Genomic DNA, 23367 nt, shown 5'->3' on the forward strand with positions numbered 1-23367 from the left:
TGCTCGCGACGGCGGCAGCACATCCAACATCTTTGTTTCAGGCGATCGCTTTCGCGAGCAAGCTCGCTCCCACAGGTTTTGCATTCGAGCGTTTTTTGCAGGCATGAAAAAGGGGCTCACAAGAGCCCCTTCGTTTCACTGCCCTACATCTTTACTGACCCGGGACATCCTTGCGCAGTTTCACCGGATCCTGTTGCTTGCGCTTGCGAGCAATCGCTGTGCGCATCTTGATGTTGATCGCTTCCACCGCCAGCGAGAACGCCATGGCGAAGTAGACGTAGCCTTTGGGCACGTGCACGTCGAACGATTCGGCGATCAGCACGGTACCTACCACCAGCAGGAACGACAGCGCCAGCATCTTCAGCGACGGGTGCTTGTCGATGAACGTGCTGATGGTGCCCGAAGCCAGCATCATCACCAGGACGGCAACGATGATTGCCGCCACCATGACCGGTACGTGGGAAACCATGCCCACGGCGGTGATGACCGAGTCCAGGGAGAACACGATGTCGATGATTGCGATCTGGATGATGGTGTAGATGAAGTTGCCACCCTTGACCGACGGCTCATCGCTGCTTTCTTCCTCGCCTTCCAGCGCGTGGTACATCTCCTGGGAGCTTTTCCACAGCAGGAACAAGCCACCGAAGAACAGGATCAGGTCACGACCGGAGATGCCCTGGCCGAACACTTCGAACAGATCGGCGGTCAGGCGCATGACCCAGGTGATCGACAGCAGCAACAGGATCCGCGTGATCATCGCCAGCGCCAAGCCGAAAATCCGGGTGCGCGCCTGCATGTGCTTGGGCATGCGGCTGACCAGGATCGAGATCATGATGATGTTATCGATGCCCAGGACAATTTCCAGGGCGGTCAGGGTAAAGAAGGCAACCCATATTTCCGGGTTGGTCAGCCATTCCATGTGAGTTCCTTTGAGCGAGTGTTAGGCCGCGCCGCGCCTTCGGTTGACCGATAGGGGCGACGCAGCGGGCATTGCTTTTATAGAGTGCTGAACAGCGGAAAAATCCCCATCAGCAAGGCGGCGAACATTATGCACAGGCAAACCAGTACTGCCCACTTCAAGGTGAAGCGCTGGTGATCGCCGAATTCGATACCGGCCAAGGCTACCAGCAGGTAAGTCGACGGAACCAGCGGGCTCAGCAGGTGGACGGGCTGGCCAACGATGGAGGCACGGGCCATCTCGACGCCAGTGATGCCGTAATGGCTGGCCGCTTCCGCCAGAACTGGTAACACCCCGTAATAAAATGCATCGTTCGACATGAAGAAAGTGAACGGCATGCTCACCAGCGCGGTGATGACCGCCAGGTACGGGCCGAGGAAGTCCGGGATGACCGCCAGCAGGCTCTTGGACATGGCGTCGACCATGCCGGTGCCGGACAGGATGCCGGTGAAGATCCCCGCCGCGAAAATCAGCCCGACCACCGCTAGGACGCTGCCGGCGTGGGCCGCGACGCGGTCCTTCTGCTGCTGCAGGCACGGATAGTTGACGATCATCGCAATACTGAACGCCACCATGAACAGCACGGGCAGCGGCAACAGGCCGGCGATCAGGGTGCACATCAAGACCAGGGTCAGCGCGCCGTTGAACCAGATCAGCTTCGGACGGCGGGCGTCCGGGAACTGGGAAACGCTGATTTCGCTGTGGTCCATTTCGTCGCCCGCCAGGTGCAATTCACCCAGGCGCGCACGCTCGCGTTTGCCGTACATGTAGGCAATCGCCAGGATCGCCACGACGCCGGCCAACATGGCGGGAATCATCGGCACGAAGATGTCGGACGGATCCACATGCAGCGCACTGGCCGCCCGGGCGGTCGGGCCGCCCCAGGGGGTCATGTTCATCACGCCGCCGGCGAGGATGATCAGGCCAGCCATGATCCTTGGACTCATGCCGATGCGGCTGTAGAGCGGCAGCATCGCGGCCACGCAGATCATGTAAGTGGTCGCGCCGTCACCATCAAGGGAAACGACGAGCGCCAGAACGGCGGTACCGACCGAAACTTTCAACGGGTCGCCCTTGACCAGCTTGAGGATCTTGCGAACGGCCGGGTCGAACAGGCCGGAGTCGATCATCAGGGCGAAATAGAGAATCGCAAACATCAGCATCACCCCGGTAGGGGCGAGCTTGGTGATGCCTTCGAGCATCATCGGGCCGATCTTCGGTGCAAAACCGCCGAACAGGGCGAACAGGATCGGGATGATGATCAAGGCGATCAGCGCGGAAAGGCGCTTGGTCATGATCAGGAACATGAACGTGATGACCATGGCAAAGCCAAGGAAAGTCAGCATGGGAAATACTCCAGGCGTGGCGCGGCGGGCAAAGGCGAACCGGTCAGGTCAGCGCAGGATGCAAAGCACGGGGCGGACGGATGGAGTGGGCGCAACGGGATGGGTAGCAGCGGACATCAGAATCACCATTGTTGTTGTTAAAAAGGCCGCACGAGCATCAGCAAGCTCGTTGTAGGCCACCGGTCTGTTGCCGGTAGGTGAGGCGATCCTAATCGCGCAAGCTTTCAGCAGCCTTTCGCAGGCCGACCGTATGACCAACGCATGAAGTTACTTTGTGGCGGGGGATTTATTCCCGTTGGACTGCGAAGCAGGCCCAAAAGAGCAGACCGCATTCTTTCGAAATTTCGCAATGACAGGTTTCAGGGCCGCTTCGCGCCCAGCGGGGATAAATCCCCTCGCCACAAAAGCAATCAGCGTTTCACTTTGAAGGCTGAAAGATTCAAATACACGTGGGCGTGGTAGCCCTTGATCCGTTGCATCGGTCAATCCTTGATAAAGAGGCGAACCCTCTTGGTTTTCCGCGGGTCAGAGCCTTTACACGCGGGAAAAAAGGAGCGCCAGCCATGAAAAACGCGGAAACCCCGGTTATCAAAGTGGTGCTTTATGGTGCCATGAGCAGCCTCGGCAGTGCGTTGATGGCTGAACTGCTGCGACGACAGCATGAAGTAATCGCCATTCTGGATGACCTTACCGCCCTGGCCCCACGCCCGGGACTGCGGGCCAAGACCGGCGATCTGTTCGACCCGGAGCGGGTCAAGCAAAGCGTCGCCGGTGTCAGCGCCGTCGTATGCCTGTTGAACGCACCGGGATTGCCGATGAACAGCGAGCAGGTGGAGCGCACATTGATTCCCGGCCCGGTGGAGCAAGTCCTGGCGGTGGATGCGTTGATTGCCGGCATGCAAGCGGTGAACATTTCACGGTTGTTTTTGGTGGGTGACTTCGCGGTGCTCGACGAAGAACAAGCCGACGACGACTTGCAGCGCCATGCCGCCGAAGAAGTGCTTGATGCTCTGAAGAACAGCACGCTGCAGTGGACCCTGATCAACGCGCCCTATGCCGCGCCAGGCTTGGGCATCGAACACTTCAGCCAGGTCAGTACCAGCCTCGAGCCGGGCCTGGCCGAAACCCTGGAGCGGCTCAACCGCGTGGCCGTCGGCATCGCCGATGAGCTGCGCTTGAACCTGCATGTGGGCGAGCACGTCAGTTTTGTCACGGCCGTGTAGGCGTATCAAACGGCGATGGAAGGCAGCGGCAAGCCAGTGAGCGACTCGGCGCTGTTGGCCTGTTCTTCCATCAACCAATCCACGAACAACTTGATAAGAACACCGCGGCGCTTGCGCTGGGGCAAGACCACGTAATACCCCAGCCGGGACAGCACCGTTTGGGCGATCGGACGACACAACAATCCTTGGGCCAGCAAGTTATCCACAAGGTGTCGCCAGCCGATGGCGACGCCCTGGCCGCCGATTGCCGCCTGGATGAGCAGCGTGTAATTGTCGAAGCGCAACTGCCCGGGCGCTGGCGGCGAGTTGATGCCTAATTCGCGAAACACACCACTCCAGTCGAACCAGTTGCTGCTGTTGCCCGCGCGCAGGTGCAGCAACGGGAATTCCGCCAAGGCCTGGGCGGGCAAGGGCAGGGGACGTTCTCCGAGCAGCAGCGGACTGCACACAGGGAAAACTTCTTCGCTGAACAGCCAGCGACTTTCGCCTTGTTTGAAGCGACCATCGCCGAACAACACTGCAACGTCGATATCGGTACGGAGCATGTTGTGGTTGCGCTCGCTGGTCACCAGGCTCACATCTACCTGGGGATTGGCTGCGTGAAATCGATGCAGCCGAGGCATCAGCCAATAAGCGGCAAAGGCAAAGTCCGTCGCCACTTGCAGCACTTCGTGCTGGTGCTGGGCGGTGATCGCGTTCAGACCCGCATCGATGCTTTGCAAACCGGCCTGGACTTGCTCGAACAGCAGCGTGCCCGCTTCAGTCAGCTCGATGCCTCGATAGATGCGGTCAAACAACCGCGTGCCCAGCTGTTCTTCCAACCGTTTGATCTGCTGGCTAATGGCCGGCTGCGTGGTGCCCAGCTCGATCGCGGCCGCGGTGAAGCTTTGCTGGCGAGCCGCTGATTCGAAGACACGGAACAGGTCCAGGGAGAGGTCACCCAAGGCTTCATACATAAGCTGTGCTTATCCTAGTCATTGTCTCGCATGGGCTTTACCCCAAAACTCAGGGGCTACATGCTCAATCGCAGCACTATCGCATAACTGCCTACTATGGAATGCCGCGAATACATGAAGCGCAAGAACATTCTTTTCATCATGGCCGATCAAATGGCCGCGCCAATGTTGCCGATCTATGGTCCGTCGCCCATCAAGTTGCCGAACCTGTCCCGCCTGGCCGACCAGGGCGTGGTGTTCGATGCCGCGTATTGCAACAGTCCGTTGTGCGCGCCGTCACGCTTTACCCTGGTGAGCGGCCAGTTGCCAAGCAAGATTGGCGCCTACGACAACGCGGCGGATTTCCCAGGGGACGTTCCGACGTATGCCCACTACCTGCGCCGCCTCGGCTACCGCACGGCGTTGTCTGGCAAGATGCATTTTTGCGGACCGGACCAGCTGCACGGCTACGAAGAACGTCTGACCAGTGACATCTATCCTGCCGACTACGGCTGGGCCGTGAATTGGGATGAGCCGGATGTGCGGCCGAGCTGGTATCACAACATGTCATCGGTGTTGCAGGCCGGCCCGTGCGTGCGGACCAATCAGCTGGACTTCGATGAAGAGGTGGTGTTCAAGGCCCAGCAATACTTGTTCGACCACATCCGCGAGGACGGCGACCAGCCGTTTTGCCTAACGGTATCGATGACACACCCACACGATCCGTACACGATTCCCAAGGCATTTTGGGATTTGTATGACGACAACGAGATCCCACTGCCGCAAACCCCGGCGCAGGCTGAACTCGATCCGCATTCCCAGCGCCTGCTCAAGGTCTATGATCTTTGGGATAAGCCGCTGCCTGTGGATAAGATCCGCGATGCTCGTCGAGCGTATTTCGGGGCGTGCAGCTACATCGACAGCAATGTCGGCAAGTTGCTGCGAACCCTGGAGGACACCGGGCTGATCGACGACACCATCGTCGTCTTCTCCGGCGATCATGGGGATATGCTCGGCGAAAAGGGGCTGTGGTACAAAATGCACTGGTTCGAAATGGCCGCTCGGGTACCGTTGTTGATCAGTGCCCCGGGGCAGTTCGCCAATCGCCGTGTCGGTGCGGCTGTGTCCACCGCCGACCTGCTGCCGACCCTGGTTGAACTGGCCGGCGGTACGCTGGAGCCAGGTCTGCCACTGGACGGCCGTTCGTTGGTGCCGCATCTGCAAGGGCAGGGCGGACATGATGAGGTCTTCGGCGAATACATGGCTGAAGGCACGATCAGTCCGTTGATGATGATCCGTCGCGGCCCGTGGAAATTCATCTATAGCGAGGATGATCCATGCCTGCTGTTCGATCTACGCAACGATCCCAAGGAGCAGCAAGACCTCAGCCAATCGCCCGAACATCAGTCGCTGTTTGCTGATTTTCTCGCCGAAGCGCGGGCCAAATGGGACATTCCGACGATTCATCAACAGGTACTCGCCAGCCAGCGACGTCGACGTTTCGTCGCCCATGCGCTGACCCTGGGCAAACTCAAGAGCTGGGATCACCAGCCGCTGGTGGACGCCAGCCAGCAGTACATGCGCAACCACATCGATCTGGACGATCTGGAGCGCAAGGCCCGTTATCCACAACCCTGCCAATAAACCAATAACGTAAGGGGAAGCACATGCAAAAGTTATCCACAGTACTGGCCGCCGGGCTGTTGGCGTTGAGCAGTGTTTCGGCGTGGGCCGAGCAAAGCTGTGAGACGGTCAAAATGGCTGACCCGGGCTGGAGCGACATCGCTGCGACCAACGCCATCACCGGTTTCCTGCTGGAAGGCATGGGTTACAAGCCCAAGGTCGATACGCTTGCCGTGCCGATTACGTTTGGCGGCCTGAAAGATGGTCAGGTCGATGTGTTCCTGGGTAACTGGATGCCGGCGCAGCAGGGCTTCTATGACAAATTCGTGGCCAACGGTGATGTTACGCAACTCGCCAAGAACCTTGATGGCACCGAATTCACCCTGGCGGTGCCCGATTATGTCTGGGACGCAGGCGTGCATAACTTTGCCGACCTGAACAAATTCGCGGACAAGTTCGACAAGAAGATCTACGGCATCGGGTCCGGTGCCCCGGCCAACCTTTCCCTGAAAGAAATCATCAAGACCAACGATTTCGGCATGGGCGAATGGAAGCTGGTGGAGTCCAGCGAACAGGCCATGTTGGCGGAAGTCTCTCGGGCGGTGAAAAAACAGAAGTTCGTGACCTTCCTCGGCTGGACCCCGCACCCGATGAACGTGCAACTGAAGATGCACTACCTCAAGGGCGGCGAGAAATATTTCGGCGACACCGGCAGCGTGTACACCTTGACGCGCAAAGGTTATGCACAGGCCTGCCCGAACGTTGGCAAACTGCTGACCAACCTGAGCTTCACCCAGGAAATGGAAAACAGCATCATGGCTGAGGTGGTGACCAAGAAAGTCAGCAACGCCGACGCGGCCAAGGCCTGGATCAAGGCCAATCCGGCGGTGCTGGATAAATGGCTGGATGGCGTGAAGACCGTTGACGGTAAGGACGCGCTGGCGGCGGTGAAGGCCAAGCTCTGACAGCTGCGCCGGGCTCTTGTGGCGAGGGAGCTTGCTCCCGCTCGGTCGCGCAGCGGCCGCAGAATCGGGCCTGCTGCGCAGTCCAGCGGGAGCAAGCTCCCTCGCCACGTTGGTTCACCTGATACTCCTGCGCCAAACCCCATTCTTGAGGCCCCATGGCAATCCCCACGCGCCATTCGCTGTTTCCATTCCTGAGCTGGCTACCCCGGCAGACGCGCGCCAGTGTCGGCCGTGACCTGGTTGTCGGCCTCAGCGGTGCGATTCTCGCGCTGCCGCAGTCCATTGCCTACGCCCTGATTGCCGGGTTGCCACCCGAGTACGGACTGTACGCGGCGATCGTGCCGGTGCTGATCGCCTGCTTGTGGGGTTCGTCGTGGCATCTGATCTGCGGTCCTACGGCGGCGATCTCCATTGTCCTGTACGCCACGGTCAGTCCCCTGGCCGTTCCGGCAACCCAGGACTACATCACGCTGATCCTCTTGCTGACGGTCTTGGCGGGTATTTTCCAATGGCTGCTCGGGTTGTTGCGGTTCGGGGCGCTGGTCAATTTTGTCTCGCATTCGGTGGTGCTGGGTTTCACCTTGGGCGCAGCGGTGGTCATTGCCTTGGGGCAACTGCCGAACCTGCTGGGCCTGGACCTGCCGAACGAAGCCACGGCGTTGAAAAGCTTGCTTATGTTGTTCAACCACATCGCAGCTGTGGATAAGCCTTCGCTGTTGTTGGGACTGGGCACCCTGGCGCTGGGCATTGTGCTCAAGCGCTTGCTGCCACGCTGGCCAAGCCTGTTGATAACTTTGGTCATCAGCAGCCTGGTGGTCTGGGTGTGGCCGGCGATGTTCGGGCATGTGGCGTTGGTTAGCGCCTTTGTCGGGCGCCTGCCGCCGTTCACACCGCTGCCGCTGGACCTGGAATTGATCTTGCGCCTGCTGCCCGGTGCCGTGGCGGTGGGCATGCTCGGGCTGGTGACCAGTCTGTCCATTGCCCGGTCGCTGTCGGTCCGCTCCGGGCAGTTGCTCGATGCGAATCAGGAGGTGAGGGCGCAGGGTCTTTCCAATATTGTTGGAGGATTTTTCGCAGGATCGTTGTCAGCCGGTTCCTTCACTCGCTCGGGCCTCAGCTACGAGGCTGGCGCCTGTTCGCCCCTGGCCGGGATGTTTTCGGCATTGTGGGTAGCGCTGTTTGCCGTTGCCGGCGCGAAATTGATCGCGCACATTCCGATTCCCGCCATGGCCGGCAGCATCCTGCTGATCGCCTGGGGCCTGGTGGACCATCGCGGCATCCGGGCGTTGTACCGGGTGAGTCGCTCCGAATTCCTGGTCATGGGCCTGACCTGCCTGGCCACGCTGTTGCTGGAATTGCAAACCGCTATCTACGCCGGCGTACTCGCCTCGCTGTTTTTCTACCTTAAGCGCACCTCCCAGCCACGTGTGCACCATAGCCGCGAAGGCGAGGCGGACATCTTGCGGGTGGGCGGCTCGATCTTTTTCGGCGCCAGTCATTATTTGCAGGTGCGTTTGCAGCGTATGCAGGCGCAACGGGTGGTGATCGACGCCCAGCAGATCAACTTCATCGATTATTCGGGCGTGGAAATGCTCCATCAGGAAGCCCGGCGGTTGCGTGGCCAGGGGCGTAGCCTGACCTTGCGTGGGGCAAGGCCGCAGGTGGTGGAGGAACTGCTGAAACTGGAAGGAGCGCAGGCGTGCCCGATTCACTTCGAAGAATAGGACACAAGGCAGACATACTCAGTGGCGAGGGAGCTTGCTCCCGCTGGGCTGCAAAGCAGCCCTAGAGGGTCTGTCAGTCTTATAGCGCCAACTGACGACGCAACTCGGCCAGCACCGGCGCCGTATCCGGGCGTACCCCGCGCCACAGGTAGAACGCTTCGCCCGCCTGCTCGGCCAGCATGCCCAGGCCGTCCATCGCCATCGCCGCGCCATGTTCCCGGGCCCAGCGGCAGAAGGATGTCGGCTCCTTGCTGTACATCATGTCGTAGCAGAACGTCTGGCCCGGCTCGATCAGGCTTGCGGCAATCGGCGGTACATCGCCCGTCAGGCTGGCGGACGTGGCGTTGATGACCAGGTCTACCGGCTCCTTCAACCAATCAAAACCACTGGCCGAGACCGGGCCCAGGTCGGCGAACAGCTCAGCCAGCAACTCGGCTTTTTCCACCGTCCGATTGGCGATGATCACCGACGCCGGTGCTTCGGCCAGCAGCGGTTCCAAGGCGCCGCGCACCGCACCGCCGGCGCCGAGCAAGAGGATGCGCTTGCCCTTGAGGCTGAAACCGGCGTTGACGGTCAGGTCCCGCACCAGCCCCGCACCGTCGGTGTTGTCGCCCAAGAGGCGGCCGTCGGCCAGTTTGCTCAAGGTGTTGACCGCCCCGGCGCGCTGCGCCCGGTCGGTCAAGCTGTCAGCCAGGCGGAAGGCGTCTTCCTTGAACGGCACGGTGACGTTCGCCCCACGGCCCTCGCGGAAAAATTCCCGGGCGCAACCGGCAAAATCCTCCAAGGGTGCCAGCAACGTGCTGTAGTCCAGCACCTGCCCGGTCTGCTCGGCAAACAGGCGATGGATCATTGGCGACTTGCTGTGGCCGATCGGGTTACCCATTACAACGTAGCGGTCCATTGATAATCCCCGTTCAGACCGTGGCCAGCCAATCGCGATCCTGCAGGAAGTACTCGGTCAGGCGAGCCTCTTCGCTGCCCGGTTCGGCTTTCCAGTCATAACTCCAGCGGACCTGCGGCGGCAGGGACATCAGGATCGACTCGGTACGCCCGCCCGATTGCAGGCCGAACAGCGTGCCGCGGTCATAGACCAGGTTGAATTCCACGTAGCGTCCACGGCGGAACTCCTGGAATTCCCGTTGCTTGGCCGTGAACGGGTCGTGCTTGCGACGACGCACGATAGGCAGGTAGGCATCGATGTAGGCATCGCCAATGGCGCGCATGAAGGCGAAGCTGGTGTCGAAGTCCCACTCGTTCAGGTCATCGAAAAACAGGCCGCCGATACCTCGGGGCTCGTTGCGATGCTTGATGTGGAAATAGCTGTCGCACCAAGCCTTGTAGCGCGAATAGATATCCGGGCCGAACGGTTCGCAGGCTTGCTGGGCGATGCGGTGCCAATGCACGCAATCTTCTTCCACGCCGTAATAAGGCGTCAGGTCGAAGCCACCGCCAAACCACCAGACCGGCTCCTCGCCTTCCTTTTCGGCGATGAAAAAGCGCACGTTGGCGTGGGACGTCGGCACATGGGGGTTGTGGGGGTGGATAACCAGTGACACGCCCAGGGCTTCGAAGCCGCGCCCGGCCAGCTCAGGCCGGTGGGCACTGGCTGACGGTGGGAGACCGCTGCCGAAGACGTGGGAAAAGTTGACGCCGCCCTTTTCGATCACCGTGCCGTTTTCGATCACTCGCGTACGACCGCCACCTCCGGCTGGCCGGGTCCAGGCGTCCTCGACGAAGCGAGTGCCACCGTCCTCGGTTTCCAGTGCCGCGCAGATGCGGTCTTGCAGGTCCAGCAGATAGGCTTTCACGGCCTCGGTGCGAGTAGTCATGACATCACCTTGATCAGGGCTACGCTGCTCGGCGTACAAGGCCGCCGGCAAAATGGGCGCACAGGATAACACCGCATCCGCCCACACCACAGTTGACGTGGATCAAGCTTAGGAGTCCGATAGCAGGCTTGGTAAAAGTCCCACGATAAGGAGAAAGTGAAGATGGCCAAACGCATCCAGTTCAGTTCCCACGGCGGCCCAGACGTACTTGAGTTCGTGGATTACCAGCCCGCCGAGCCCGGTCCGCAACAGGTCCGCGTGAGCAACAAGGCCATCGGCCTGAACTTCATCGACACCTATTACCGCAGTGGCCTTTATCCGCCACCGGCCTTGCCGTCGGGGCTCGGTGCGGAGGGCGCGGGTGTGGTCGAGGCCGTTGGTTCGGACGTCACGCGTTTCAAGGTAGGTGACCGCGTCGCCTACGGCAGTGGGCCGCTGGGGGCGTACAGCGATGTCCACGTATTGCCCGAGGCCAATCTGGTCCACTTGCCCGAGGCCATCAGCTTCGAACAGGCTGCCGGGGTAATGCTCAAGGGCCTGACCGTGCAATACCTGCTGCGTCAGACTTACGAGCTCAAGGGCGGCGAGACTGTTCTGTTCCACGCCGCCGCCGGTGGCGTGGGCTCCTTGGCCTGCCAATGGGCCAAGGCTTTGGGCGTAAAACTGATCGGCACTGTCAGCTCGGCGGAAAAAGCCGCCATCGCCAGATCCCATGGCGCCTGGGAAGTCATCGACTACAGCAAGGAAAACGTCGTACAGCGCGTGCTGGAATTGACTGACGGCAAGAAAGTCCCAGTGGTGTACGACGGGGTTGGCAAAGACACTTGGCTGACGTCGTTGGATTGCACGGCGCCGCGTGGCCTGGTGGTGAGCTTCGGCAATGCTTCTGGTGCGGTGGACGGCGTGAACCTGGGGATTCTCTCGGCCAAGGGCTCGCTGTACGTCACCCGCCCGACCCTGGCGACCTACGCCAACAATGCCGAAAACCTGCAGCGCATGGCCGATGAGCTGTTCGGGATGATCGCCAGTGGCAAGCTCAGCGTGGATATCAATCAGCGATTCCCGCTGGCTGAAGCGGCCAAGGCGCATACCGAATTGTCGGCGCGGCGGACGACGGGGTCGACGATCCTCCTGCCCTGATCCAGTGGTCGCTAAAAGACCGGTGGGAGCGAGCCTGCTCGCGATAGCGGTGTATCAGTCAACATCTATGCTGACTGACCTGACGCCATCGCGAGCAAGCTCGCTCCCACAGTTGCTTTGTGGTGTTCATAAATACTGCGTGAACACAAAACCCTGTGGGAGCGAGCCTGCTCGCGAAAGCGGTGTATCAGCCAACATTGATGCTGGCTGACCTGACGCCTTCGCGAGCAGGCTCGCTCCCACAGTTGATTGTGTGCTGACAAAAAGTCAGTCCGGGCGCACCACCTTGCCCGTCGCCAAATCACGAATCACGCTCGGGTTCTTGCGCCCGCCCAGGTTACCGCCCAGCACCAGATCGAGCTGGCCGCGGAAATACTGTTCGACGCGGATGCGCGTGCGCGCCGCCGGCCGGCCTTGTGGGTTGGCCGACGTGGAGACCAGCGGGCCGATCAACGAGCACAAGTCACGGACGATTGGATGATCGCTGACCCGCAGCGCAACGGTGTCATGCACGCCGGTGATCCACTCCGGCAACAGATCCTGGTGCGGCACCAGCCAGGTATTGGGCCCCGGCCAGGTGCTGGCCATGCGGTCCATCCAGGTTTCGGGGAAGTCTTCGAACAGAAAGTCGAACTGGCGAATGTTGTCAGCCACGAGTATCAAGCCCTTGTCGGGCCTTCGGGACTTGATAGCCAACAGACGCTCCACCGCATCCTCGTTCCACGGATCGCAACCCAGGCCCCAGACCGCTTCGGTTGGATAGGCAATCACCGCCCCGGCGCGAATTTCTCGCGCGGCTTGTTGCACACGCCAACTGTTGACCATGAAACATTCTCCGCAACGCAAATAAGGCTGTGGGCAGTTTACCGATCTTCCCCATAAAACCTAGCGTGCGAACCAACGACCGCTGTCACAAATGGCGCGTCCCTCCATTTCCAGCTCGGTCAACGCCGCCAGCACCTTGGGCAGACCCCAGCCGCTGGCGTCGGCCAACGCCTCGCTGCTCAGCGGTGCGGCATGCAGCAGGCGCAGCAGCGGATGGGTCACGGGCACAGCCTCGGCGGCCAGCGGCAGCCGCTGCCAACCGCGCAACGCTTCGAGAATGTGCTCGACAGTTTCCACCAGCGCCGCCCCGTCGCGGATCAGTTGGTGACAACCTCTGGCCCCAGGATGATGAATCGACCCTGGAATGGCATACACCTCGCGACCCTGTTCCGCCGCCAGCCGGGCGGTGATCAGCGAACCGCTCGCGACACTGGCTTCGACCACGAGCACGCCGAGGGATAAGCCGCTGATGATCCGGTTTCGACGCGGGAAGTTGCCGGCGTTGGGCGCTGCGTCCAGCGGAAACTCCGATATCACCGCGCTGCCCTGGGCAATCATTGCCTCCGCCAGCCGTCGATTGCGCTGTGGATAAAAATTTTCGAGGCCGGTGCCCAGCACGCCGATGGTTTGCCCGCCGACCTCCAGTGCCGCCTGATGGGCAGCGGCGTCGATGCCCAAGGCCAGGCCGCTGGTAATGACAAAACCGGCGCCGGCCAGGCTTCGAGAAAACGCCGCCGCCGTATCCATGCCCGGGCGGGATGCTCGGCGACTGCCGACCATGGCCAGCTGCGGTTTTTCCAGGATCGAGGCGTCGCCCGCGACCATCAGCAGCGGGGGCGCGTCGCTGATCTGGGCGAGCAAAGCGGGGTAGTCAGGCTGGTCCCACATCAATAAATGCTGGGCCGGACCGTCTAGCCAGGCCAATGCGTGGGCGGCACCGTCGCGTATTTGCGGGGCGCGTCGGGCCTCGGCGCACGTGGCCGGCAACCCCAGCGCCCGCCATGCGCTGGCCGGTGCGCTGATGGCTTTGGACGCTGAGCCAAAAGCCTCCATCAGGGTCATGAAACGTTTAGGCCCCAGTTCCGGCAAGCGATGCAAGCGCAGACGGGCCTCCAGTTCCGCAGGCGGAACCGAAGCAGATTCAGGCAATGGCATGTGATCAATCCTTGATCGTTATAGCCCCGTTCAAGCGGGAACAAGCTGTGGATAACTCTGTTGGTAACTTGTGAGACACGTTACGGATTGCGCACTTTGTCGAGTATCGCCAGCGATCGCGAGGCGTACAGCACCAGGCCATAACTGAGTTTGTCGTAGGTGCGGAATACCATCAGCAGGCCGGCGCGTTCGTCCGGGATTTTCACCGGTGCACCGGTGATACGGTCACGCACGGTTTCGCCGGTCTTCATCACGGCCAGAACGTTGCCCTCAACCAGCCCGTCGCGCCGCCCCTTGTTCAGCGTCACCACGTCCATCGCGCCGATCTGCGTTACGCCACGGGGTACGTCGAGGATGAGCCCCTGGATGTCCGATTTCGGCGCGCTGGGCATGAAAGTCGAATTGATCGAGCGCTCTTCGCCGCTGAACAGGCGATCGCCCAGGCGTACCTCTTGCGTGGTCCGTCGCAGGGCCAGTGTCGTGACATCGCCTTCGGTGGCAACGATTTCACCGCTGCCGATGTCATCGGCATTGATGCCCAGAAACTCCTTGGTCTCGGGATCGGTGTAGACCTTACCCTGGCGGAAGATGCCATAGGCCGGCTGGCTCGTGTCGAAGTCGCCGCGGGCGAAGATCCGGTCGCCGGTGCCGCTGAGCACTCGTTCGGCGTCGCCTGCAACGACGTAGGGTGCCTTGTTGAAATCTTCCGCCGTGTCGACGATGCGGTTGCTCAGCAAAAAACTGTTAATGGCCTGCAGCGGGATGCTCGGGATCGCGTCAGCCACCGGTGAACTGCGAATGCGAGGCGACAGCTTGATGGTGCCGCGTGAGGTGCCGCGATTGAGGGTCAGGCGCGGCTGGCCGTTGATGTAGACCAGCGACAGGGTGTCGCCGGGGTAGATCAGGTTGGGGTTTTCGATCTGTGGGTTGGCCTGCCACAGCTCGGGCCATTTCCATGGTTCGCGCAGGTATTTGCCGGAAATGTCCCACAGCGTGTCCCCCGTCACCACTGTGTATTGTTGGGGAAAACCTTCCCGAAGTTGCACTTGCCCGTGCGCGATACCGGCCGAAGCCAGGAGCAGCAGGGCGAGTAGTGATTTCCTCATGCGGTGAATCCCTTTATTATGTGCGTTCGCGTAAAACGCCAGAGCCCCCGTGGCTCGCTCTGTTTCAAGAGCAACGTTTTACAACGGTAGCCTGCATCCCAATACACGCCAGGCAAGCCACCCGACTTTACTTCACACGTGCATTTATCAAGCTTATGGCCATTTTGAACATTCTCGAATTTCCGGACCCGCGCCTGCGCACTATCGCCAAACCGGTGGCTGTAGTGGACGACGAAGTGCGTCAGCTGGTCGATGACATGTTTGAAACAATGTATGAGGCGCCAGGCATCGGCCTCGCCGCGACCCAGGTCAACGTGCACAAGCGTATCGTCGTCATGGACCTCTCCGAAGACCGCAGCGAGCCCCGGGTGTTCATCAACCCCGAGTTCGAAACGCTCACCGACGAGATGGAGCAGTACCAGGAAGGCTGCCTTTCGGTGCCGGGCTTCTACGAAAACGTCGACCGTCCGCAGAAGGTCAAGATCAAAGCCCTGGACCGCGACGGCCAGCCTTACGAGTTGATCGCCGAAGGCCTGCTGGCGGTGTGCATCCAGCATGAATGCGACCACCTCAACGGCAAGCTGTTCGTCGATTACCTGTCTAATCTCAAGCGTGACCGGATCAAGAAAAAACTGGAGAAGATCCATCGCCAGAACGCTTGATGCCCCTCTTCAAAGGCTTGCCGCGGCAAGCCTTTTTCTTTTTGCGACTGCTTTGTAACTGAGAGCTTCCCATGACTGAGCCACTGCGCATCGTCTTTGCCGGCACTCCCGAATTTGCCGCCGAACACCTCAAGGCCCTGCTGGCCAGCCCCCATGAAATTGTCGCGGTCTATACCCAGCCGGATCGTCCTGCCGGTCGCGGACAGAAACTGATGCCCAGCCCGGTCAAGCAGCTTGCCTTGGAGCACGGCTTGCAAGTCCTGCAACCGCCGACCCTGCGCGATGCCCAGGCCCAAGCAGAACTGGCGGCGCTGGAGCCGGATTTGATGGTGGTGGTTGCCTACGGCCTGATCCTGCCGCAAGTGGTGCTGGATATCCCGCGCCTGGGTTGCATAAACAGCCACGCCTCGCTGCTGCCGCGCTGGCGCGGTGCCGCGCCGATCCAGCGCGCCGTGCAGGCGGGCGATGCCGAGAGCGGCGTGACCGTCATGCGCATGGAAGCAGGCCTGGACACCGGGCCGATGCTGCTCAAGGTCAGCACCCCCATTGGCGCCGAAGACACCGGTGGCAGCCTGCACGACCGCCTCGCGCTGATCGGCCCGCCAGCGGTGGTCCAGGCCATTGCCGGCCTGGCCGCCGGCACGCTGGAAGGCGAAGTGCAGGATGACAGCCTCGCCACCTACGCGCACAAACTGAACAAGGACGAAGCCCGCATCGACTGGAGCCGCCCGGCCGTTGAGCTGGAACGGCTGGTGCGCGCCTTCAACCCTTGGCCGATCTGCCACAGCACCTTGAACGGCGAAGCCCTGAAAGTGCTGGCGGCCAGTTGCGCCGAAGGGAAGGGCGCACCGGGAGAAATCCTCAGTGCCAGCAAGGACGGCCTCGTTGTCGCGTGTGGCGATCAAGCATTGTGTCTGACACGTCTGCAATTGCCCGGCGGCAAGGCGCTGGGCTTCAGCGACTTGTTCAACAGCCGTCGTGAGAAATTTGCCATCGGCACCGTCCTCGGCCAAGCGGCGGACGCTTCATGAATCCCCGTTTGGCTGCCGCCAAGGCACTTGCCGCTGTACTCAGCGGGAAAGCCTCGCTGAACAGTTCCCTGCCGGCGCAGCTGGACAAGGTTGAGGACCGTGATCGCGGTTTCACCCAAGACCTGGCGTTCGGCACCGCCCGTTGGCAGCCGCGGCTGTCGGCCCTGGCTGCCAAGCTGTTGCAGAAGCCGTTCAAGGCCGCCGATGCCGACGTCGAAGCGCTGCTGCTGGTGGGGCTCTATCAACTGCTCTACACCCGCGTCCCCGCCCACGCCGCCATCGGCGAAACCGTGGGCTGCGCCGACAAGCTGAAAAAGCCCTGGGCCAAGGCCCTGCTCAATGCCGTGCTGCGCCGCGCCCAACGGGAAAGCGAAACTCTGCTGGGTGAACTGGAACACGACCCGGTGGTGCGCACCGCCCACCCGCGCTGGTTGCAGAAATCCCTCAAGGCCTTCTGGCCCGAGCAATGGGAAGCCATCTGCGCGGCGAACAATGCCCACCCGCCGATGATCCTGCGGGTCAACCGTCGCCACCATACCCGCGATGCCTACCTGGCGTTGCTGGGCGAGGCGGGCATCCCGGCCATCCCGTGCCAGTACAGCCGCGACGGCATCGTGCTGGAAACTCCCGGCGATGTGCGTGCACTGCCGGGCTTCGCCGAGGGCTGGATCAGCGTCCAGGACGAAGCCGCGCAATTGGCCGCCGACCTGCTGGAGCTGGCGCCCGGCCAACGGGTGCTGGACGCCTGTTGCGCGCCGGGTGGCAAGACTTGTCACATCCTCGAGGCCGAGCCGAAACTGGCCGGCGTGGTGGCCGTGGACCTGGAAGCCAAGCGCCTGGTGCGAGTGAAGGAAAACCTTGAGCGCCTGGGCCTGGACGCCGAACTATTCGCCGCCGACGGTCGCGACACGGCTGCGTGGTGGGACGGCAAGCCGTTCCAGCGCATCCTGTTGGACGCACCTTGCTCGGCCACCGGCGTGATCCGTCGCCATCCGGACATCAAGCTCACCCGGCAGCCGGACGACATTGCCGCATTGGCCGTGTTGCAAGGCGAACTGCTTGATGCCATGTGGTCGACCCTGGACGTGGGCGGCATGCTGCTCTACGCCACCTGCTCGACTTTGCCGACGGAAAACACCGAAGTGATCGAAGCATTCCTCGCTCGCACGCCGGGTGCCCGTGAGCTGGACATTGCCACCCAGGCTGGCATCAAGCAGCCCCATGGCCGGCAGTTGTTGGCCCAGGACGGCGGGCACGACGGGTTCTATTACGCCAAGCTGATCAAAATCGCCGCCGCACGCGGTTAAAACCGATTCGATAGGAGTGACTGGATGAAAATCATCATCCTGGGTGCAGGGCAGGTTGGCGGCTCGCTGGCGGAACACCTCGCCAGCGAGGCCAACGACATCACCGTGGTCGACACCGACGGCGAACGCCTGCGCGACCTCGGCGACCGTCTCGACATTCGTACGGTACAAGGGCGCGGCTCCTTGCCGACGGTATTGCGCCAGGCCGGCGCCGACGACGCCGACATGCTGGTGGCGGTGACCAACAGCGACGAAACCAACATGGTCGCCTGCCAGGTCGCCCACACGTTGTTTCACACCCCGACCAAAATCGCCCGGGTTCGCGAAGGGGCCTACCTGACCCGCGCCGACCTGTTCGACAACGAAGCGATCCCGGTGGACGTGCTGATCAGCCCCGAGCAGGTGGTGACCAACTACATCAAGCGCCTGATCGAACACCCCGGTGCCCTGCAAGTGATCGATTTTGCCGAGAGCAAGGCGCAACTGGTGGCGGTCAAGGCCTACTACGGCGGACCGCTGGTGGGCCAGCAACTGCGCCAATTGCGCGAGCACATGCCCAATGTCGAGACCCGCGTGGCAGCGATTTTCCGCCGTGACCGGCCGATCCTGCCCCAGGGCGACACCGTGATCGAAGCCGATGACGAAGTCTTCTTCATCGCCGCCAAAGCGAATATTCGCGCGGTCATGAGCGAAATGCGCCGCCTCGACGAAAACTACAAACGCATCGTCATCGCCGGCGGCGGCCAGATCGGCGAACGCCTGGCCGAAGCCATCGAAAGCCGCTACCAAGTCAAGATCATCGAGATGAACCCGGCACGCTGCCGCTACCTCTCCGACACCCTCGACAGCACCGTGGTGCTGCAGGGCAGCGCCTCCGACCGCGACCTGCTGCTGGAAGAAAACATCGCCGACGCCGACATCTTCCTGGCCCTGACCAACGACGACGAAGCCAACATCATGTCCTCGCTCCTGGCCAAGCGCCTGGGGGCCAGGAAGGTCATGACCATCATCAACAACCCGGCCTACGTCGACCTGATCCAGGGCGGCGACATCGACATCGCCATCAGCCCGCAACTGGCAACCATCGGCACCTTGCTCGCCCACGTACGCCGCGGCGACATCGTCAGCGTCCACTCCCTGCGCCGCGGCGCGGCCGAAGCCATCGAGGCGATTGCCCATGGCGACGCCAAATCCAGCAAAGTCATCGGCAAAGCCATCCGCGACATCGGCCTGCCGCCCGGCACCACCATCGGCGCCATCATCCGCGACGAAGAAGTGCTCATTGCCCACGACGACACCGTGATCCAGACCGGCGACCATGTGATCCTGTTCCTGGTGGATAAGAAGCACATTCGCGACGTCGAAAAGCTGTTCCATGTGGGGTTGAGCTTTTTCTGATCCAGGCTGTGCGGTGGCAGTCATGGCCTCATCGCGAGCAAGCTCGCTCCCACAAGGGTTCGCTGTCGTTCACAAATATTGTGATCGACCGAGATCCACTGTGGGAGCGAGCCTGCTCGCGAAAGCTATCTAACTCCCAGCAGATCCATCACTGACACAACAGATAAGGACGCCCCATGCTCGACTCCCTGGAAAAAATGCTCGCCAAGGGCATGGACAGCGCCCTCCTGCGCTTCGGCCTCGGCAAAGGCTACCTAGACCTAGGCGAATTCCCCCGCGCCGCCGAACACCTCCAACGCTGCGTCGAATTCGACCCCAAGTATTCCGCAGCCTGGAAACTACTGGGCAAGGCCCACCAAGGCCAAGGCGACGCCGCCGCAGCCCGCCAAGCCTGGGAACAAGGCCTGGAAGCTGCCCGAGCCCATGGCGACAAACAGGCTGAAAAAGAAATGACCGTGTTCCTCAAGAAGCTGGATCGCCAGCCCTGACTTCACACAAAACTGCTTTTGTGGCGAGGGAGTTTGCTCCCGCTTGAGTGCGAAGCAATTACAAAAAAGCCCACCGCGTTCTCAATACCAGCCCATCAAGCAGCCAACACGATCTGTCTGGCTGCTTACTGATAGGCTTTCACCGCTTCAGCATCGGCCCCCAACGCACCCTCTCGATACTGATCACCAAGACCTGACCGGAGACATACATGTCCGAAATTACTCAATTGGTCATTGCCTTGGTGTTGTCCTTTCTGCTTGATCGATTCCTCAAACCCTATCTGCTACGCAAGTGGCTGGGCGTGGCGTTGATGGCTGCGGGTGTGGTTGGCTGCTTTGTGGCAGGTCAGACCCGTGTGTTGGGGTTTGATCTGGGGTTGCTGTCGGTTTTTGCCGTGGTGATAGGGATGGGGTTGTTCATGAAGCGGCGGCGGTTTGAGGAGGTTGGCTGAGGGGGATGGCGGATGGATTAATATCAGGTAATAAATCCGTTCCCTTAAGTGGTCCCTGTGTATGCGCATTGCAGTGTTGGCCCTGGTCCTCACGCTGTTCGGCTGCGCTAGCGCGTCGGACCCGCCGAGGGGCGAGGGTGGCGGTTGGCGGTCCTTCTATGTGGTGAATCATGGCCTGCATACTGGGTTGGTGATTGCGCGCTCCGATCTGCTTCAAGTGCTTCCCGCACTGGTCGAAGCATTCAGCGAAGGCGACTTCGTTGAGTTCGGCTGGGGTGACGAGGATTTCTACCGAGCCCCACAAGCCACCTTGAGCCTCGCCCTGGGAGCCTTGTTCGGGTCGACGGCAACCGTGCTGCATGCGGTCAAGATTGACGGGGACCCGAGGCGGCGTTTCACCGCAAGCGAGGTCATCGAGGTGCGGGTGACGGAGGACGGCTACCGACGACTGCTCGCGTTCGTGGCCGGGACCTTCACCCGCTCAGCGACGGGCACCTTGGTGGTGCTCGGGCCTGGCCTGTATGGAGAGAGCCGGTTCTACCAGGCCGAGGGTCACTATTCGCTGTTTTATACCTGCAATACCTGGGTCGCAGAGGCGCTGGCCGCGAGCAACTGCCCAATGTCGCCCGTAGCGGTGATTACGGCGGGGAACGTCATGTCGCAGTTGCGCCGAGCGACAGCGGTCGGCGCTTTTTGCGGGCTCGCCCCCACAGTGGGCGGCGTTGGGCTCGGTGTTCGGTTCGACACATCCCCCCTCGCGTGGAAGTGAGAGCAAATTTCCCCTTCCTGATAGCCAGTCCCTGTGGCGATTCAGGCGCTTGATGCCGACAGAACCGCTTCCAGATCTTTATAGCATCGTGTCAGTTGGTATGGATAATCTATCTGCGAATCATTAGCATTGGCGGCATTGGCCGTTTCCCCGCAGGTACTCACTCATGCTATTTCCATTTCGCCTTACGTTGCTCGCTGCGTGCTGCTCAGTCAGTTTTCTTGCCCAGGCGGCAGCGCCTATTGAATTGGGCGTGACCGACGTTACTGCCGATGCGATTAAAACCAATTCCAACACGTTATCGGCGCCCTATGCGGGGGGGCAGGTGGCGAGGGGAGGCCAGATGGGGGTGCTGGGCAATCAGGACAACATGGATGTCCCGTTCGTGATGACCAGTTACACCTCGCAGTTGATTGAAGATCAGCAAGCGGAAGACGTGGGTGATGTGCTGCTCAATGATCCGTCGGTGCGTCAGTCCTATGGGTTTGGTAACCAATCCCAGGTGTTCGTGATTCGAGGCCTGCCGCTTGCTAGCGACGACATTTCCTACAACGGGCTGTACGGTGTTTTACCGCGCCAAATTCTGTCGACGGATGCGATTGAGCGCGTCGAGGTGTTCAAGGGGCCCAACGCGTTCATCAACGGCGTCAGCCCGACGGGTTCGGGTCTTGGGGGCGGTGTCAATTTGCAGCCCAAGCGCGCGGAGGATGTCCCGACTCGTCGCTATACGCAGGACATCAGCACCGATGGCCGCATGGGCGAGCATTTGGATATCGGGCAGCGGTTCGGCGAGGACAATCGGTTTGGCGCCAGGTTGAACCTGAGCCAGCGCGAGGGTGAAACAGCGATCGACAACCAGGATCAGCGCACAAAGTTGTTCGTTGCTGGCTTGGACTATCGAGGTGATGACTTCCGCGTTTCCACCGATTTCGGCTACCAGAAACAGCGTATCAATGGACTGCGTAACTCTGTGAACATCGGCAACGCCACGCGCATTCCCACGGCTCCGGATGCGAGTCACAATTATGGACAGGACTGGACTTACTCCGAAACCGAAGACACCTTCGGCATGGTTCGTGGCGATTGGGACTTGAACGAAAACTGGACCGCCTACCTGGCTGGCGGTGTAAAGCACACCCGAGAAACTGGGGTATACGCCACACCGACGCTGGTCGACAATAACGGTGTCGCGACGATCGGTGGCTCAGAAATTCCACACAACGAAGACAACACATCGTTCAGTGGCGGGCTGAACGGGCGCTTCAACACGGGACCTGTTTCCCACCAGGTTGCGATCGGCGGCTCAACGATCTGGACCGAGCAGGAAAACGCCTACACCTTCTATCGTCCCGTTACCGGCAACAGCAATCTCTACGACACCCCAACGCTACCCAAGCCGACCGCGGTGTCCAGCACCGGCGGTGAAATGGGCGATCCCGGGGTGACCGGCAAAACCCGCAACCGTAGCCTAGCGATTTCCGACACGTTGGGCTTGTTCGATGACAAATTGCTGGTCACTTATGGTGTCCGTCGTCAGCAGTTGCGTGTCGAAAACTATAAGTACGATGGCACCACCTCAAACGGTGTAGCCAATCCAGCAAACGACGGCAGCCGTAGCACGCTCTACGATGAAGCCGTTACCACGCCTGTCTACGGCATTGTCTACAAGCCTGTGGAGAGCGTGTCGCTCTACGCCAACCGAATCGAAGGCCTTGCTAAAGGGCCAGTGGCGTCCGGTTCAGGCATCACCAACCTGGGCCAAGCCTTTCCCCCGGGCCGCACAAAACAGTTGGAAGCGGGCATCAAGCTGGACATGCAAACCTTCGGTGCCAACGTGGGTGTTTTCCGTATCGAGAAACCTTCCGATGGCTACGTCGACAACGCGCAGAACCTCTATGTGCGTGACGGTGAGCAGGTCAATAAAGGGTTGGAGATCAGCGTATTCGGTGAGCCCATCGAAGGTCTCCGGTTGATGGCCGGCGGCACCCGAATGACGTCCGAACTCAAAAACACTGCGGGCGGTTTCAACGATGGCAACCACGCCATTGGCGTGCCAACGTTCCAGCTCAATGCCAGCGTGGATTGGGATGTCCCAGGCATTGAAGGCGCCGCGCTCAGCGCCAGAATGTTGCGCACTGGCGGGCAGTACGCTGATCAGGCTAACAACTTGAGCTTGCCTACCTGGAACCGTTTCGACGCTGGCGCACGTTATAAGATGAAATTCGTAGAGAAAGACCTGACGTTGCGCGTCAATGTGGAAAACATTACCGACAAGAACTACTGGGCCTCGGCGAACGGCGGCTATCTTTCGCAGGGTGATCCGCGCTTGGTGAAGTTTTCGGGGACTATTGATTTCTGATCAGAAGCGGAACGTGGAGCGTCCCTGGCGACATCCATGGGAGCAAAGCTTGCTCGGATAGTGGAGACCAGC

Annotated in this window: 21 protein-coding genes; 13 read left to right on the forward strand and 8 right to left on the reverse strand. The window is 60.9% G+C overall.

The window, feature by feature from the left end:
* Positions 1-151: 151 nt before the first annotated feature.
* Together J3Q04_RS00395 and J3Q04_RS00400 are read right to left on the reverse strand one after the other, a co-directional pair.
* Complete coding sequence (locus tag J3Q04_RS00395; RefSeq protein ID WP_420766007.1) at positions 152-919, reverse strand: TerC family protein; 768 nt, start codon at positions 917-919, stop codon at positions 152-154.
* 77 nt (positions 920-996) lie between these two features.
* Positions 997-2304 (reverse strand): CitMHS family transporter, encoded by a 1308-nt coding sequence (locus J3Q04_RS00400; RefSeq protein WP_039593443.1) that lies wholly within the window; start codon positions 2302-2304, stop codon positions 997-999.
* Between the two features lie 563 nt (positions 2305-2867).
* On the opposite strand from J3Q04_RS00400, the gene J3Q04_RS00405 reads away from it, so the two are divergent.
* The gene (locus tag J3Q04_RS00405; protein WP_434561436.1) at positions 2868-3527 is read left to right on the forward strand and encodes an NAD(P)-dependent oxidoreductase; all 660 of its coding nucleotides are present in this window, start codon (positions 2868-2870) and stop codon (positions 3525-3527) included.
* 5 nt (positions 3528-3532) lie between these two features.
* Here the strand turns inward: J3Q04_RS00405 and J3Q04_RS00410 are convergent, their stop codons facing one another.
* Positions 3533-4483 (reverse strand): choline sulfate utilization transcriptional regulator, encoded by a 951-nt coding sequence (locus J3Q04_RS00410; RefSeq protein ID WP_420766005.1) that lies wholly within the window; start codon positions 4481-4483, stop codon positions 3533-3535.
* Positions 4484-4597: 114 nt separating this feature from the next.
* Here J3Q04_RS00410 and betC point away from each other — a divergent pair, with 114 nt between their 5' ends.
* The 3 genes from betC (at position 4598) to J3Q04_RS00425 (ending at position 8774) form a co-directional block, all read left to right on the forward strand.
* Entirely contained in the window at positions 4598-6106 is a 1509-nt protein-coding gene (gene betC, locus J3Q04_RS00415; protein WP_434608637.1) for a choline-sulfatase, read from the forward strand.
* A gap of 23 nt (positions 6107-6129) precedes the next feature.
* On the forward strand, positions 6130-7050 hold the full coding sequence (choX, locus tag J3Q04_RS00420) for a choline ABC transporter substrate-binding protein (protein ID WP_420766003.1): 921 nt from the start codon (positions 6130-6132) through the stop codon (positions 7048-7050).
* Between the two features lie 155 nt (positions 7051-7205).
* Positions 7206-8774, forward strand: a complete 1569-nt coding sequence (locus J3Q04_RS00425) for a SulP family inorganic anion transporter (protein WP_434608635.1) — start codon at positions 7206-7208, stop codon at positions 8772-8774.
* A gap of 79 nt (positions 8775-8853) precedes the next feature.
* Here the strand turns inward: J3Q04_RS00425 and aroE are convergent, their stop codons facing one another.
* Complete coding sequence (gene aroE / locus J3Q04_RS00430) at positions 8854-9675, reverse strand: shikimate dehydrogenase (protein ID WP_434608633.1); 822 nt, start codon at positions 9673-9675, stop codon at positions 8854-8856.
* Between the two features lie 13 nt (positions 9676-9688).
* Positions 9689-10603 carry an oxygen-dependent coproporphyrinogen oxidase gene (gene hemF, locus J3Q04_RS00435; protein ID WP_434608630.1) on the reverse strand — a complete coding sequence of 305 codons (915 nt, stop codon included), beginning with the start codon at positions 10601-10603 and terminating at the stop codon, positions 9689-9691.
* Positions 10604-10765: 162 nt separating this feature from the next.
* On the opposite strand from hemF, the gene J3Q04_RS00440 reads away from it, so the two are divergent.
* The gene (locus J3Q04_RS00440; protein WP_434608628.1) at positions 10766-11743 is read left to right on the forward strand and encodes an NADPH:quinone reductase; all 978 of its coding nucleotides are present in this window, start codon (positions 10766-10768) and stop codon (positions 11741-11743) included.
* A 267-nt stretch (positions 11744-12010) separates the two neighbouring features.
* On the opposite strand, the gene J3Q04_RS00445 is transcribed toward J3Q04_RS00440, so the two are convergent.
* The 3 genes from J3Q04_RS00445 to J3Q04_RS00455 all read right to left on the reverse strand — a co-directional run bounded on the left by J3Q04_RS00445 (position 12011) and on the right by J3Q04_RS00455 (position 14829).
* Positions 12011-12568 carry an L-threonylcarbamoyladenylate synthase gene (locus tag J3Q04_RS00445; protein WP_434561424.1) on the reverse strand — a complete coding sequence of 186 codons (558 nt, stop codon included), beginning with the start codon at positions 12566-12568 and terminating at the stop codon, positions 12011-12013.
* Between the two features lie 60 nt (positions 12569-12628).
* A complete protein-coding gene (dprA, locus tag J3Q04_RS00450) occupies positions 12629-13723 on the reverse strand; it encodes a DNA-processing protein DprA (RefSeq protein ID WP_434608625.1) in 1095 nt (364 codons plus the stop codon).
* Between the two features lie 80 nt (positions 13724-13803).
* On the reverse strand, positions 13804-14829 hold the full coding sequence (locus tag J3Q04_RS00455) for a LysM peptidoglycan-binding domain-containing protein (protein WP_434608623.1): 1026 nt from the start codon (positions 14827-14829) through the stop codon (positions 13804-13806).
* 155 nt (positions 14830-14984) lie between these two features.
* Between J3Q04_RS00455 and def the strand changes: the two genes are divergently transcribed.
* From def to J3Q04_RS00495, 8 genes are all read left to right on the forward strand, one after another.
* Positions 14985-15491: a peptide deformylase gene (def, locus tag J3Q04_RS00460; protein ID WP_053126951.1), complete on the forward strand. Its 507-nt coding sequence runs from the start codon at positions 14985-14987 to the stop codon at positions 15489-15491.
* 71 nt (positions 15492-15562) lie between these two features.
* The gene (gene fmt, locus J3Q04_RS00465; protein ID WP_434608621.1) at positions 15563-16522 is read left to right on the forward strand and encodes a methionyl-tRNA formyltransferase; all 960 of its coding nucleotides are present in this window, start codon (positions 15563-15565) and stop codon (positions 16520-16522) included.
* Positions 16519-17829 (forward strand): 16S rRNA (cytosine(967)-C(5))-methyltransferase RsmB, encoded by a 1311-nt coding sequence (gene rsmB, locus J3Q04_RS00470; RefSeq protein WP_434608619.1) that lies wholly within the window; start codon positions 16519-16521, stop codon positions 17827-17829. Before fmt ends, rsmB begins: the two co-directional genes overlap by 4 nt.
* A 24-nt stretch (positions 17830-17853) precedes the next feature.
* Positions 17854-19227: a Trk system potassium transporter TrkA gene (gene trkA / locus J3Q04_RS00475; protein ID WP_420765993.1), complete on the forward strand. Its 1374-nt coding sequence runs from the start codon at positions 17854-17856 to the stop codon at positions 19225-19227.
* 176 nt (positions 19228-19403) lie between these two features.
* Positions 19404-19715 (forward strand): tetratricopeptide repeat protein, encoded by a 312-nt coding sequence (locus J3Q04_RS00480; protein WP_434608617.1) that lies wholly within the window; start codon positions 19404-19406, stop codon positions 19713-19715.
* Between the two features lie 209 nt (positions 19716-19924).
* Entirely contained in the window at positions 19925-20167 is a 243-nt protein-coding gene (locus J3Q04_RS00485; protein ID WP_434608615.1) for a hypothetical protein, read from the forward strand.
* A 61-nt stretch (positions 20168-20228) separates the two neighbouring features.
* Positions 20229-20936: a DUF2459 domain-containing protein gene (locus J3Q04_RS00490; RefSeq protein ID WP_434608613.1), complete on the forward strand. Its 708-nt coding sequence runs from the start codon at positions 20229-20231 to the stop codon at positions 20934-20936.
* A 166-nt stretch (positions 20937-21102) separates the two neighbouring features.
* A complete protein-coding gene (locus tag J3Q04_RS00495; protein ID WP_434608611.1) occupies positions 21103-23295 on the forward strand; it encodes a TonB-dependent receptor in 2193 nt (730 codons plus the stop codon).
* The last annotated feature ends 72 nt before the right edge of the window (positions 23296-23367 follow it).

Origin of the sequence: Pseudomonas sp. D4-21 (genome assembly GCF_051132125.1) — a bacterium.
GTDB lineage: Bacteria > Pseudomonadota > Gammaproteobacteria > Pseudomonadales > Pseudomonadaceae > Aquipseudomonas.

Bases quoted from the DNA above. Each gene is read 5' to 3' on its own strand.
- J3Q04_RS00395 (WP_420766007.1), bottom strand. From the start codon at position 919: ATGGAATGGCTGACCAACCCGGAAATATGGGTTGCCTTCTTTACCCTG.
- J3Q04_RS00400 (WP_039593443.1), bottom strand. From the start codon at position 2,304: ATGCTGACTTTCCTTGGCTTTGCCATGGTCATCACGTTCATGTTCCTG.
- J3Q04_RS00405 (WP_434561436.1), top strand. From the start codon at position 2,868: ATGAAAAACGCGGAAACCCCGGTTATCAAAGTGGTGCTTTATGGTGCC.
- J3Q04_RS00410 (WP_420766005.1), bottom strand. From the start codon at position 4,483: ATGTATGAAGCCTTGGGTGACCTCTCCCTGGACCTGTTCCGTGTCTTC.
- betC (WP_434608637.1), top strand. From the start codon at position 4,598: ATGAAGCGCAAGAACATTCTTTTCATCATGGCCGATCAAATGGCCGCG.
- choX (WP_420766003.1), top strand. From the start codon at position 6,130: ATGCAAAAGTTATCCACAGTACTGGCCGCCGGGCTGTTGGCGTTGAGC.
- J3Q04_RS00425 (WP_434608635.1), top strand. From the start codon at position 7,206: ATGGCAATCCCCACGCGCCATTCGCTGTTTCCATTCCTGAGCTGGCTA.
- aroE (WP_434608633.1), bottom strand. From the start codon at position 9,675: ATGGACCGCTACGTTGTAATGGGTAACCCGATCGGCCACAGCAAGTCG.
- hemF (WP_434608630.1), bottom strand. From the start codon at position 10,603: ATGACTACTCGCACCGAGGCCGTGAAAGCCTATCTGCTGGACCTGCAA.
- J3Q04_RS00440 (WP_434608628.1), top strand. From the start codon at position 10,766: ATGGCCAAACGCATCCAGTTCAGTTCCCACGGCGGCCCAGACGTACTT.
- J3Q04_RS00445 (WP_434561424.1), bottom strand. From the start codon at position 12,568: ATGGTCAACAGTTGGCGTGTGCAACAAGCCGCGCGAGAAATTCGCGCC.
- dprA (WP_434608625.1), bottom strand. From the start codon at position 13,723: ATGCCATTGCCTGAATCTGCTTCGGTTCCGCCTGCGGAACTGGAGGCC.
- J3Q04_RS00455 (WP_434608623.1), bottom strand. From the start codon at position 14,829: ATGAGGAAATCACTACTCGCCCTGCTGCTCCTGGCTTCGGCCGGTATC.
- def (WP_053126951.1), top strand. From the start codon at position 14,985: ATGGCCATTTTGAACATTCTCGAATTTCCGGACCCGCGCCTGCGCACT.
- fmt (WP_434608621.1), top strand. From the start codon at position 15,563: ATGACTGAGCCACTGCGCATCGTCTTTGCCGGCACTCCCGAATTTGCC.
- rsmB (WP_434608619.1), top strand. From the start codon at position 16,519: ATGAATCCCCGTTTGGCTGCCGCCAAGGCACTTGCCGCTGTACTCAGC.
- trkA (WP_420765993.1), top strand. From the start codon at position 17,854: ATGAAAATCATCATCCTGGGTGCAGGGCAGGTTGGCGGCTCGCTGGCG.
- J3Q04_RS00480 (WP_434608617.1), top strand. From the start codon at position 19,404: ATGCTCGACTCCCTGGAAAAAATGCTCGCCAAGGGCATGGACAGCGCC.
- J3Q04_RS00485 (WP_434608615.1), top strand. From the start codon at position 19,925: ATGTCCGAAATTACTCAATTGGTCATTGCCTTGGTGTTGTCCTTTCTG.
- J3Q04_RS00490 (WP_434608613.1), top strand. From the start codon at position 20,229: ATGCGCATTGCAGTGTTGGCCCTGGTCCTCACGCTGTTCGGCTGCGCT.
- J3Q04_RS00495 (WP_434608611.1), top strand. From the start codon at position 21,103: ATGCTATTTCCATTTCGCCTTACGTTGCTCGCTGCGTGCTGCTCAGTC.